The organism is Defluviimonas sp. D31 (assembly GCF_033436765.1).
GTDB lineage: Bacteria > Pseudomonadota > Alphaproteobacteria > Rhodobacterales > Rhodobacteraceae > Albidovulum.
This window is the reverse complement of the sequence record NZ_JAWQFN010000001.1, coordinates 520,297-532,880: the sequence shown is the minus strand read 5'-3', so window position 1 is coordinate 532,880 and position 12,584 is coordinate 520,297. Positions and strand designations below refer to the sequence as shown.

General features: G+C 67.9%; 10 protein-coding genes. 7 read left to right on the top strand and 3 right to left on the bottom strand.

Annotated features, from left to right (window positions below):
• Nucleotides 1-36: 36 nt before the first annotated feature.
• A complete protein-coding gene (locus tag R5H32_RS02565) occupies nt 37-1,605 on the bottom strand; it encodes an ABC transporter substrate-binding protein (protein ID WP_318337116.1) in 1,569 nt (522 codons plus the stop codon).
• Nucleotides 1,606-1,791: 186 nt separating this feature from the next.
• Here R5H32_RS02565 and R5H32_RS02560 point away from each other — a divergent pair, with 186 nt between their 5' ends.
• Nucleotides 1,792-2,604 carry a helix-turn-helix transcriptional regulator gene (locus R5H32_RS02560; RefSeq protein WP_318337115.1) on the top strand — a complete coding sequence of 271 codons (813 nt, stop codon included), beginning with the start codon at nt 1,792-1,794 and terminating at the stop codon, nt 2,602-2,604.
• A 22-nt stretch (nt 2,605-2,626) separates the two neighbouring features.
• Here R5H32_RS02560 and kynA read toward each other — a convergent pair whose 3' ends face one another.
• Complete coding sequence (gene kynA / locus R5H32_RS02555; protein WP_318337114.1) at nt 2,627-3,463, bottom strand: tryptophan 2,3-dioxygenase; 837 nt, start codon at nt 3,461-3,463, stop codon at nt 2,627-2,629.
• A 117-nt stretch (nt 3,464-3,580) separates the two neighbouring features.
• Entirely contained in the window at nt 3,581-4,777 is a 1,197-nt protein-coding gene (kynU, locus tag R5H32_RS02550; protein WP_318337113.1) for a kynureninase, read from the bottom strand.
• Nucleotides 4,778-4,969: 192 nt separating this feature from the next.
• Between kynU and R5H32_RS02545 the strand changes: the two genes are divergently transcribed.
• From R5H32_RS02545 to R5H32_RS02520, 6 genes are all read left to right on the top strand, one after another.
• Complete coding sequence (locus R5H32_RS02545; protein ID WP_318337112.1) at nt 4,970-5,410, top strand: isoprenylcysteine carboxylmethyltransferase family protein; 441 nt, start codon at nt 4,970-4,972, stop codon at nt 5,408-5,410.
• A gap of 142 nt (nt 5,411-5,552) precedes the next feature.
• Nucleotides 5,553-7,127, top strand: coding sequence for a Re/Si-specific NAD(P)(+) transhydrogenase subunit alpha (locus R5H32_RS02540; protein ID WP_318337111.1), 1,575 nt, complete (start codon nt 5,553-5,555; stop codon nt 7,125-7,127).
• Between the two features lie 14 nt (nt 7,128-7,141).
• Complete coding sequence (locus R5H32_RS02535) at nt 7,142-8,575, top strand: NAD(P)(+) transhydrogenase (Re/Si-specific) subunit beta (RefSeq protein ID WP_318337110.1); 1,434 nt, start codon at nt 7,142-7,144, stop codon at nt 8,573-8,575.
• A 49-nt stretch (nt 8,576-8,624) separates the two neighbouring features.
• Nucleotides 8,625-9,785, top strand: a complete 1,161-nt coding sequence (locus R5H32_RS02530; RefSeq protein WP_318337109.1) for an MFS transporter — start codon at nt 8,625-8,627, stop codon at nt 9,783-9,785.
• 104 nt (nt 9,786-9,889) lie between these two features.
• Nucleotides 9,890-11,167, top strand: a complete 1,278-nt coding sequence (locus R5H32_RS02525; RefSeq protein ID WP_318337108.1) for a DUF3422 domain-containing protein — start codon at nt 9,890-9,892, stop codon at nt 11,165-11,167.
• Between the two features lie 29 nt (nt 11,168-11,196).
• Entirely contained in the window at nt 11,197-12,513 is a 1,317-nt protein-coding gene (locus R5H32_RS02520; RefSeq protein ID WP_318337107.1) for an FAD-dependent oxidoreductase, read from the top strand.
• Nucleotides 12,514-12,584 lie beyond the last annotated feature (71 nt).

Here is a 12,584-nt window from a genome sequence, read left to right as displayed (position 1 = left end):
GGCGAACCCGCGCTCCCTCCGTCCGCAGGGAGCTGGTCAGGCCGCGCCGAAGTAGCGGTAGAGCGGCAGGCCGTCCGGCCGGAGCGCCGGTGCTACGGTGTTGCGGTAGATAACGGGCGTCGATTCATGGGTGATGAACTTGTAGGCGCCGCTTTCCTCCATCAGGTTCTGCATGCGGACATACATCTCCGCGCGCTTGGCCTGATCGGCCTCGGACTGGGCGGCGATGTGGAGCTGGTCGAACTCCTCATTCCTGAAGCGCTCCCAGTTCCAGATGCCGGCCTGTTCGGCGATGAACCACGAGGTCGCGTAATAGGGATCCGGCGTCATCGAGAAGCGGTTCAGCACCAGCTCCAGCCCCTCGTTCGAGCCGAGTTCCCAGAAGGTGGCACCCTCGTTGAGCTTGATTTCCAGCGTGATGCCGATCGCGGCAAGGTTCGCCTGGATGATCTGCGCCGCGGTGACGTTGGCGGACTTGTTGAGGATGTCCATCGTCAGCGAGACATTGGTCTCGCCCGATTCCGCCATCAGCGCCTGCGCCTTTTCGAGATCGGCAGCCGCCCCGGTCATCGACGCCTCGCGGTGGCCGGCGAGGCCCGGCGCGATGATCCCGGTCGAGGGCTCGGCCGCGCCGAAATAGGCGCCCGCCATGATCGAGGGCACGTCGATCGCATACTGGATCGCCTGCCGGAGCTTGATGTTGGCAAGCTTCGGATTGTCGAGGTTCATGCCGACCCAGACGTAGTAGAGCGAGGGGTATTCATCGAGCGTCGCACCCTCGATCGGTGCGGATTTCAGCCGCTCCACCGAGTCGAGGCTGACGCGTGTGAAGTCGATCTCGCTGGCCTCGAAGGCGATCTCGGCGGCCTTTTCGTCGTCGATGTGGAAGATCTGGATCTCGTCGTAGGCAACGGGATCGCCCTTCCAGTCGGGGTTGCGCTTCAGCGTGGTCTTCTGCTTCGGCTCCCAGCCTGCATGGAGGTAGGGGCCCGAGGTCGCGACGGGCTGGGTGTCGATCTTGCCGCCGGCCTGCTCGAAGGCGGCCTTCGAGACGATGTTGCCGGCGATGTAGGGCAGGGTGATGTTCCACAAGGGCTGGAAGGCGTTCTTCAGGACGATCGTGCCGGTGCGCTCGCCGGTGACCTCGACATGGTCCAGGGGGCCCCAGTCGGGCTTGTTCGTCGATTCCAGCGTGTCGTCGATGATCCGCTCGAAGGAGAACTTCACGTCCTCGGCGGTCATCGCGCCGAACCCGTTCGTGAAGCCGATATCGTCGCGGAGCGCGAAGTTGATATGTGTGTCGTCGGCCTGCTCGACCATCGCCGCGGCGTCGAGCTGCCAGCCCCATTCGCGGCCCTGCTTGTACTGGATCAGCTTGTTGTAGATCGCGGCGTGGATCTCCTCGTCCACCACGCCCTGGCTGAAGGCCGGGTCCATCGAGCGGATGTCGGCATAGGTCCGGGTCTTCAGCGTGCCGCCCTCGGCCCGCGCGGCGCGCGGCAGCGAAAGACCGGCGACCGACGCCAGCCCGAGCGCCGTCGCCCCCTTGAGGAACGCGCGGCGCGGCAGGCCGACGCGGCTCCAGGTGATGTTCTGCGAAGTCATGATGTTCTCCCTGCTGTGTGACGCGCCGGGACGCGGCGGTGTCGCTCTCAGGAAAGCGCGGAAGCGACAGGCGAACAATTTCGCCGCCGGCAGCGACCTGACGCGAATTTGCGCTGTATTCGCGTCAGGTCGCGAAATAGATTGGCGGTGAAACCGCCTGTCTGGCCCCTTCCGGAAGGACCGCGCTTGGAACACACAGCGATCGCGACGAATCTGCGGCTCCTCTGCTCGACCGATTCGTCGATCTCGGCGACCTGCCGTCAGATCGGAATCAACCGCCAGCAGTTCAACAAGTACCTCAGTGGCGCCTCGACACCGTCGGCGGCGAACCTGCGGCGGATCGCCCTGCATTTCGGCGTCCGCCCGGCCGAACTCCTGCTGCCGCCGGAAGAGTTCGAGATCCATCCGACCGTGGCGCCGCGCCTTCAGGGCATGGTTCTGAGCCGTCCCGGCAGCCGCGGCTTCGACAGCGCCTTCGAGGGCCAGACGATCCCGCTGCGCCGCTATCTCGGCTACTACCTCAGCTACTTCCCGACCGAGAGCTGGAACAACGCGATCATCTGCGCGCTGGTGCGGATCGACGAGCGCGACGGCATGGTGCACTGCAAGTCGGTGGAACGCTCGGTCGACCCGGAGGACGGCACGCTCTACCTGTCCAAGTACCACGGCCGGGTGGCGATGCTCGGCAACCGGATCTTCGTGATGGAATTCCAGAGCCTCGCGCGGGACGCTTTGGTCGAGACGGTGCTCTACCCCGTGGGGCGGGGACAACAAACCTACCTGCGCGGCGCCACCTTCGGCATCACCAGCCGCCACCGCGCGCCCTTTAGCGCGCCGATCGTCTGGCGCTTCCTCGGCAGCAACATCGACCTCAGGGCGGCGATGCGGCAGGTCGGGCTCTACGACAAGGGCTCGCCAAGCCTCGATCCCCGCGTCGCCGGCCTCCTGTCGGGTGCCACGCCGAATGTCGCGCCTGCGGGCGCGTCTTTCCGGCGATGAAGGCCGCTCGCCGCGCCCCGGCTCAGAGCCCTGTGCGCAGGTGCCAGAGCTCGGGGAACAGCTCCACTTCCAGCATCCGGCGCAGGTAGCTCACGCCGCCGGTGCCGCCGGTGCCGCGCTTCAACCCGATCACCCGCTCCACCGTGGTCACATGGTTGAAGCGCCAGCGCCGGAAGTAGTCCTCGAAATCGACGAGCTTCTCGGCCAGGTCGTAAAGCGTCCAATGCGCCTCGGGATCGTCGTAGACGATGCGCCAGACGGCCTCGACGCCGTCATGCGCGGTCCAGGGCGCCCTCAGATCGCGCGCCAGAACCTCTTCGGGTACCGGCAGGCCGGCACGGGCGGCGGCGCGCAACGCCTCGTCATAGAGCGAGGGCCGCCCGAGTTCGGCCTCGAGCCGGGCGAGGATGTCGGGCCGGTGCGCATGCGGCTTCAGCATCGCCAGGTTGCGGTTGCCGGCGGCAAATTCGATCAGCCGGTACTGCCAGGACTGGAACCCCGAGGACACCCCGAGTGCTGTCCGGAACCGCGTATAGTCCGAAGGCGTCATGGTTCTAAGCACATCCCAGGCCGAGTTCAGCTGCTCCATGATCCGCGCCACGCGGGCGAGCATCTTGAAGGCCGGCGCCAGATCGTCCGCCGCGATGCGTGCCCGCGCCGCCGAAATCTCGTGCAGCATCAGCCGCATCCAGAGTTCCGAGGTCTGGTGCTGGACGATGAACAGCATCTCGTCATGCGCGTCGCTCAGCGGCTTCTGCGCGCCGAGGATCGTGTCGAGCGCGAGATAGTCGCCATAGGACATGCGCCCCTCAAATGACGTCTCGGCGCCTTCCCGGCCGGGGTCATAGGGATCCGCCATTCCACCTCCTCGGGCCGCAAGTGCCGCCCCATCCCTTCTTCATTGCGTAAATACCCCCGGGGGGTGCGGGGGGCAGGCCCCCCGCCCGGGTCCGGGCCGAGAAGGCCCGGAAGCCCCTCACGTCACCTTCGCGCGGGTCCTGAATTCCGCGCGGTCCCAGGCCGACGTCGCCATGATCCCGGTGAGGATCCTGACCGCCGCCTCGACCTCCTCCATCGTCGTGTAGAGCGGCGTGAAGCCGAAGCGCAGAATGTCCGGGGCGCGGAAATCGCCGATCACGCCACGGGCGATCAGGGCCTGCATGATCGCGTAGCCCTCGGGGTGGCGGAAGCTCACCTGGCTTCCCCGCGCCGCGGGATCGCGCGGCGAGGCAAGCTCCAGCGTCGGGCAGGCGGCCTCGACACCCCGCAGGAACGCCTCGGACAGTTCTATCGAGCGTGCGCGCACATCGGCCATCTCTACCCGGTCCCAGATGTCCATCGAGGCCTCGAGGGCGGCCATCTGCAGGATCGGCGGGGTGCCGACGCGCATCCGCTCGATCCCCGCGCCGGGGCGGTAGTCGAGGTCGAAGGCGAAGGGGGCGGCATGCCCGAGCCAGCCCGACAGCGCCGGCCTGACCCGGTCGGCGAGATACGGCGCGACATAGATGAAGGCCGGGCCGCCGGGGCCGGAATTGAGGTACTTGTAGGTGCAGCCCACCGCGAAATCGGCCTTCGCCCCGGCAAGGTCGACCTCGATCGCGCCGGCGGAATGGGCGAGGTCCCAGACCACGAGCGCCCCCGCCTCATGCGCCTTCGCGATCAGCCGCGCCATGTCGTGGCGGCGCCCCGTGCGGTAATCGACCTCGGTCAGCATCAGGACGGCAAGATCGGGCGTGATCGCCGCCTCGACCGCCTCGGGTGCCACCGTGCGCAGCTCGCAGCCCCGCCCGAGCGTGCGGACGAGCCCGTCGGCCATGTAGAGATCAGACGGAAAGTTCCCTGTATCCGACAGGATCACCCGGCGGCCGGGATTAAGTTCCAGCGCCGATGCCAGCGCCTGGTAGACCTTGATCGACAGCGTGTCGCCCAGCACGACCGTTCCTGGCGCCGCCCCGATCAGCCGCCCGATCCGGTCCCCGAGCCGGCGCGGCAAATCGATCCAGCCCGCCCGGTTCCAGGCGGTGATCAGCATGTCGCCCCATTCACCGGTGATGCAGGAGGCCACGCGCTCGGCCGCGCCCCGCGGCAGGGGGCCGAGCGAATTGCCGTCGAGATAGATCACCCCGTCGGGAAGCTGGAACATCGCGCGGGTCGCGGCGAAATCGGCGGCCATTGGAGGGTCTCCTTCACGGGTACGGTTCCTGTCTAGGAGGCCTCGTGCCGCCTCGCCAGAGAAATCGCAACCCAGCCGGTGCGGAGGGAACACAAACCCTTCCGAATGACGCGACTTTCCCGGGTCGGCGGCTTGCGTTCGGCCGGCTTCGGGCACTAGGGTCCGTTAAGCTTGGGTACAGGAAGCCATTCGATGGCCAAAGACGTGGATTTCCCGCCGGTCTGGCTGGCCGGCTTCGCGGTGCTCGGAGGTATCGTCGGAAAGTTCCTTCCGGTCGAGACCGCGGCCAATGACTATGTCGGTGGGGCGCTGATCATTGCCGGCGTAACGCTGATGCTGGTCGCAGCGGTGCAGATGCTGGTTGCACGTACGACCGTGATCCCTCGCCGGGATCCCGGTGCACTGGTTACGGGCGGTGTGTTCCGCCTCGGCCGAAATCCCATCTATCTGGGCGACGCCCTGCTTCTGGCCGGCCTTTTCATCGCCTGGGATGCGCTCGTGGCGCTTCCGCTGGTTGCGGTCTTCATGTGGGTGATCGACCTGCGATTCATTCGCGGCGAGGAGGAGCGGCTCGCGGAGCATTTCGGAGAAGAGTTCGACGCCTACCGTCAGCGGACTCGGCGATGGCTGTGACCGGGACGACCGGACCCAGCGTCAGTGAAATCGCCTATTGCCGCGACGCAGCATCGAAGGCTAATAATATTGCGCGAACCGAGGGAAGCGGAGAATTTTCGACCCCAAGGCCGAAGATTGTAGTCGCGGAAAGAGAGGGACAGTGAAGATCGGGGCACCGAAGGAGATATTTGAGGGCGAAGCGCGGGTGGCGCTGACGCCCGACTCGGCGGGTCTGCTCAAGAAGCTGGGGCACGAGTGCTTCGTCGAGGCCGGCGCCGGGGCGGCGGCCGGTTTCTCGGATAAGGCCTACGAGGCGGCCGGCGTGACGGTGGTCAAGACCGCGGCCGCGCTCTTCAAGGAAGTCGATGTGGTCGCCAAGGTGCGGCCGCCCTCGGAGACCGAGACCAAGCGGCTCTCGAAGGGCCAGACCCTGATCTCGTTCTTCTACCCTGCGCAGAACAAGGAGCTTCTGGAACTCGCCAACAAGCAGGGCGCCACCGTCGTCGCGATGGACATGGTGCCGCGGATCAGCCGCGCCCAGAAGATGGACGCGCTGTCGTCGATGGCCAATATCGCCGGCTACCGCGCGGTGATCGAGGCGGGCAACAACTTCGGCCGCTTCTTCACCGGCCAGGTGACGGCGGCGGGCAAGGTGCCCCCGGCGAAGGTGCTCGTCGTCGGCGCCGGCGTTGCCGGCCTTGCCGCGATCGGCACCTCGACCTCGCTCGGTGCCATCACCTACGCCTTTGACGTTCGCCCCGAAGTGGCCGAACAGATCGAATCGATGGGCGCCGAGTTCGTCTATCTCGACTTCGCCGAAAGCCAGACCGACGGTGCTGCGACGGGGGGCTATGCCGCCCCGTCCTCCCCCGAGTTCCGCGAGGCGCAGCTGAAGAAGTTCCGCGAGCTCGCGCCCGAGGTGGACATCGTCATCACCACCGCGCTCATCCCCGGCCGCGACGCGCCCGTCCTCTGGACGAAGGACATGGTCGAGGCGATGAAGCCGGGCTCGGTCATCGTCGACCTCGCCGCCGAGCGCGGCGGCAACTGCGAGCTGACCAAGCCCGACGAGAAGATCGTCACCGACAATGGCGTGACCATCGTCGGCTACACCGACTTCCCGAGCCGCATGGCGACGCAGTCCTCGACCCTATACGCCAACAACATCCGCCACATGATGGCGGACCTGACGCCGGGCAAGGACGGTGTCGTCAACCACAACATGGAAGATGACGTGATCCGCGGCGCCACCGTCACCCACGCGGGCGAGATCACCTTCCCGCCGCCGCCGCCGAAGGTGCAGGCGATCGCGGCGCAGAAACCGAAGGAGAAGGCGAAGGAGCTGACACCGGAGGAGCGGCGCGCGAAGGAAGTCGCGCTCTTCAAGAAGCAGACCCGCAGCCAGGTCACGCTCCTGACCGTCGGCGGCGCGCTGCTGCTGGGCGTGGGCCTCGTGGCGCCCGCGAGCTTCATGCAGCACTTCATCGTCTTCGTGCTCGCCGTCTTCGTCGGATTCCAGGTGATCTGGAACGTCTCGCATTCGCTGCACACGCCCTTGATGGCGGTCACCAACGCGATCTCGTCGATCATCATTCTCGGTGCCCTGATGCAGATCGGGTCAGGGTCGTTCCTGGTGATCGTGCTGGCGGCGCTCTCGATCTTCATGGCCGGGATCAACATCTTCGGCGGCTTCCTCGTCACCCGGCGCATGCTCGCCATGTTCCAGAAATCCTGAAGGAGGCCGTAGAGATGGAATTCGGTTTCACCACGGCCGCCTATGTCGTCGCGGCGGTTCTCTTCATCCTGTCGCTCGGCGGGCTTTCGGGGCAGGAAAGCGCCAAGCGCGCGGTCTGGTACGGCATCGTCGGCATGGCGCTTGCCGTCGCCGCGACGCTGATCGGACCGAGCTCGGGGCTCTGGCTCCTGTCGGTGCTCCTGATCGCGGGCGGCGGCATCATCGGCACTTACGTCGCCAACAAGGTCCAGATGACCGAGATGCCGCAGCTCGTCGCTGCGATGCACTCGCTGGTCGGCCTCGCGGCCGTCTTCGTCGGCTTCAACGCGCATTTCGAGCTCGGCAACGTGCTGGCGATGAGCGAGGAAGCCCGTCACGGGCTCGAAGGCTTTGCCGCCGTCCTTGCCCACAAGACGCCGGTCGAACAGTCGATCCTCAGGGTCGAGCTCTTCCTCGGGGTATTCATCGGGGCCGTGACCTTCACCGGCTCGGTCATCGCCTTCGGAAAGCTCGCGGGCAAGGTGACTTCGAAGGCCGAGAAACTGCCGGGCGGGCACATGCTGAACGCGGGCGCCGCGGCGCTCTCCGCGATCTGCCTCGTCTGGTACTTCAATACCGGGGGCTTTCTGCCCTTGTTCCTGATGACGCTCGCCGCGCTCTTCATCGGCTATCACCTGATCATGGGGATCGGCGGCGCGGACATGCCGGTCGTGGTGTCGATGCTGAACAGCTACTCGGGCTGGGCCGCGGCGGCGATCGGCTTCTCGCTCGGCAATGACCTCCTGATCGTGACCGGCGCGCTCGTCGGTTCCTCGGGTGCGATCCTGAGCTACATCATGTGCAAGGCGATGAACCGGTCCTTCATCAGCGTCATCCTCGGCGGCTTCGGCAACACGGCCGGACCGGCGATGGAGATCGCGGGCGAGCAGATCGCCATCGACGCCGACGGCGTGGCGGCGGCGCTGAACGACGCCGACTCCGTCATCATCGTGCCGGGCTACGGCATGGCGGTGGCGCAGGCGCAGCAGTCGGTCGCGGAACTGACCCGCAAGCTCCGCGCCAAGGGCAAGGAGGTGCGCTTCGGCATCCACCCCGTCGCCGGCCGCCTGCCGGGCCACATGAACGTGCTCCTGGCCGAGGCGAAGGTGCCCTACGACATCGTGCTGGAGATGGACGAGATCAACGACGACTTCCCCTCGACGGACGTCGCCATCGTCATCGGCTCGAACGACATCGTGAACCCGGCCGCGCAGGAGGATCCCAACAGCCCGATCGCCGGGATGCCGGTCCTCGAAGTCTGGAAGGCGAAACAGGTCTTCGTCTCCAAGCGCGGTCAGGGAACCGGTTATTCCGGCATCGAGAACCCCCTGTTCTACAAGGACAACACGAGGATGTTCTACGGTGACGCCAAGAAGTCGGTGGACAGTCTCCTGCCGATGCTCGACTGAAGCGAAACCCCGGCCCAGGCGGCCGGGGTTTTTCGTTGGAGGGAGCCCCATGGTCCGCACCCTTCCAAAAGGCGTCGTCGCCCTTGGCCTCGTCAGCCTCTTCATGGATGTCTCCTCCGAGATGATCCATGCTCTCCTGCCGCTCTTCCTGACCGGAACGCTCGGCGCGACGGCTCTCGCGGTCGGGTTGATCGAGGGGGCGGGGGAGGCCGTGGCGCAGATCGTCAAGGTCTTCTCCGGCGTCTGGTCGGACCGGATCGGACGGCGCAAGCCGCTCCTCATCATGGGCTACGGGCTCGCTGCGCTGACGAAGCCGGTCTTCGCGGTGGCGGGCGGGGCGGGAACGGTGCTCGCCGCGCGCATGGCCGACCGGATCGGCAAGGGCATCAGGGGGGCGCCGCGCGACGCGCTGGTCGCCGACCTCGTGCCCGAGGCGCAGCGGGGCGCGGCCTATGGCCTGCGCCAGTCGCTCGACACAGCGGGGGCGTTCCTCGGGCCGCTCCTGGCCATTGCGCTGATGCTGCTGTCGGGCGGCGACATCCGGCTCGTCTTCGCCGTGGCCGTCCTGCCCGCCGTCCTCGCGGTCCTCGTCCTGTGGCGCGGCGTGTCCGAGCCGCCGCGACACGACGGCGAGCGGAAGGTGCCGCCGCGCCTTGACCGCCGGACCCTTGCCGCCCTCGGCCCGGCCTTCTGGCGCGTCGCTGCCTTCGGCGCGGCCCTGTCCTTCGCGCGGATTTCGGAAGCCTTCCTGATCCTCAAGTCCGCCGATGCCGGGCTCGCACCGGCCTGGGCGCCCGCGGTCTTCGTCCTGATGAACCTCATCTACGCCGTGGTCGCCTGGCCCGCCGGCGCATTGTCGGACCGGGTCGGGCAGGGCGGGCTCCTGCGTCTTTCGATCCTGACGCTCGTGGCCGCGCATCTGATCTTCGCCGCGACGGGCGGGCTTGCGGCCGCCTTCCTCGGCATCGCGCTCTGGGGCCTCCACATGGGGCTGAGCCAGGGACTTCTCTCCGCCGCCATCGCCCGCGCCGCCCCGGCGGAGCTGCGCGGCACGGCTTTCGGCGCCTTCAACCTGATGGGCGGCATCGCCACGCTCGGCGCCAACGTGCTCGCGGGCGGGCTCTGGACCCTGTCGGGGCCAGGCGACACCTTCGCGGCTGCCGCCGCGGCGGCGTTCGCGGCCCTTCTCATCGCGCCGCGATGCCGCTAAAGCGTTGCTTAAAAGCAAGTATACCTCGGTGTGCCTGTCACCGGCACGCTTTCCCCCCGCAAATGCCTTGGCGGGCGCTATGGTCCGGCACGGAGACGCAACCCATGATCGACGACCATCCCCTGCGCTACGCGCTTGTGAACGAACTCCACGCGCGGCCCTTTCCGTCGCTCGACCTGCCCTGCCACGCCGTCTATTTCGCGGTGAAGCAGCCCGTCGACGCCCATAACCGCGACCGATCCGAAGACCTCGCGCATCTTCTGTCGCTCCTCGACCGGAACGGCGCCGCGCATCCACCCGAAGGGGCCACCCATCACGCCGCGCGGATCGGACGGCATGACCTGAAATGGGAAAGCCATACCGAGTTCGTGACCTATTCTGCCTTCGGCAAGGGCGTCGGCGACCGCGCCTTCAACCCGGCCGAGGCCGAGGTCTTTCCCGCCGAGTGGGCCGCGCGCGCGCCCGGCAGGCGCGTCGCCGCGATCCTGATCCGGGTGGAGCCGCTGCCCGACGACCTCGAGACCGTCAAGACGCGGCTCGAGGAGTGGTTCGTCCCCGAAAGCCTCGCCTGTTCCTGGGTGCTGGACGAGGCGGCGATCATCGCCGGCGACTTCCAGATCGATCCCGCGGGCTTCATGCGCTTCGCGATCTTTCCCCGGCCGGGCACCGGCGCCCGCCGCATCGGCCGCATCGTCCAAAGGCTGTGCGAGATCGAGACCTACCGGGCGATGTCGATGCTCGGCCTCGGCCGGGCGCGGGAGCTCAACGGCCGGCTCAACGCGCTCGACCCAAAACTGTCGGAGCTTGTCGCGACGATGTCCGACAAGGGCCGCGACGCCGAGGACACGCTGCACGAGCTCCTGGCGATCTCCGCCGAGCTCGAGGCGCAGGCCGTGCGCCACGCCTTCCGTTTCGGCGCGACCGGCGCCTACGAGGCCCTTGTGACCCAGCGCGTGCAGGTCCTGCGCGAGACGCGGTTCAACGGCCGCCAGACCTTCGCCGAGTTCATGACCCGCCGCTACGATCCGGCGATGCGGACGGTGAAATCGGCCGAGCGGCGGCTCGAGCAGATGGCCGAGCGCGCCGAACGCGCGGGCGAGCTCCTGCAGACCCGCGTCGATGTCGAACGATCGGGCCAGAACCAGAAGCTGCTCGAGAGCATGGACCGCCGCGCCGACCTTGCGCTCCGGCTCCAGCACACGGTCGAGGGGCTCTCGGTCGTCGCGATCTCCTATTACGCGGTGAGCCTCGGCAGCTATTTCCTTCAACCCCTGGCCGATGCGATGGGCTGGAAGAAAAGCCTGTTGACCGCGGCGCTGGTGCCGCCGATGCTGCTTGGCGTCTGGCTGATGATCCGGCGGATCCGCCAGAAGATGCACTGAGCACGCCCGGAGCGGAGGCAGGTTTCAGGGTGATGTTTCCGATCTCTGTCGCGAGCCCGGTCCGCTTCCCCGGCCCGCCGCCGAAGGCCGCCGACGTCGTGGTGATCGGCGGCGGCGTGATCGGCGTGATGACGGCATGGTACCTCGCCCGGCGCGGCGTCCGGGTCGTCCTTTGCGAGAAGGGCCGGATCGCCGGGGAACAGTCGAGCCGCAACTGGGGCTGGGTGCGCCAGCAGGGCCGCGACCCGGCCGAACTGCCGATCATGATCGAGGCGCTGTCGATCTGGAAAGGGCTCGAGGCCGAGGCGGGCGCCTCGCTCGGCTTTCGCCAGACCGGCGTTCTCTACATCGCCAACGGGGCGAGGGACATGGCGGCGCACGAAGCCTGGACGGCGCATGCGCGGGCGCACGGGATCGACACGCGGGTGCTGTCGCGCTCCGAGGTCGCAGCGATGCTGCCGGGCGACGCGGGCTGGACCGGCGGGATTTGGACCGCCTCGGACGCACAGGCGGAACCCTGGATCGCGGTGCCGCGACTCGCCGAGGCGGCGGCGGCACGCGGCGTCCGGATCGTCGAGAACTGCGCCGTGCGGGCGCTCGACATCACGGCGGGCCGCGTCGCGGGCGTGATGACCGAGATGGGGCGCGTCGCGGCGGACCGGGTGGTGCTCGCCGGCGGATCGTGGTCCGCACTCTTCGCCCGGACGCACGGGCTTGGGCTGCCGCAACTCTCGGTCCGCGCGACGGTCGCAGCGACCGCCCCCCTGCCGCAGATCTTCCCCGGCGCGGCGGCCGACAGCCGCTTCGCGCTGCGGCGGCGGCAGGATGGCGGCTACACGCTTGCCCTGCGGCTCACCCACGACTTCTACCTCGGCCCCGATGCGTTCCGGCTCTTCCGGACCTATCTGCCCCTGATCCGCAAGGATATCGCCGGCACGCGGTTCAAGCCCGCCGCGCCGCGCCACTTCCCCGACGGCTGGCGGACGCCGCGCCGCTGGACCGCGGAGGGGGAAACCCCGTTCGAGCGGATGCGCATCCTCGCCCCGGAACCCGATCCGGCCCAGGTCGAACGGATGCGCGACCGGTTCGCCGCGGCTTTCCCCGGGCTCGGAAGACCGCTGATCGCCGCCGCCTGGGCCGGCATGATCGACACGATGCCAGATGTCCTGCCTGTCATCGACCACGCCGCGGCGCTGCCCGGCCTCACGATCGCGACCGGCATGTCGGGCCACGGCTTCGGAATCGGCCCCGGGGTCGGCCGCGTCACCGCAGATCTCGTCGAGGGCCGCGCGCCGCGCCACGACCTCGCGCCGTTCCGCCTCGCGCGCTTCGGCACTTACGTGTAGCGCAAACCACCGCTCCCGCTCGGGATTTCTTCATTGTGGAAATACCCCGGGGGTCCGGGGGCAGCGCCCCC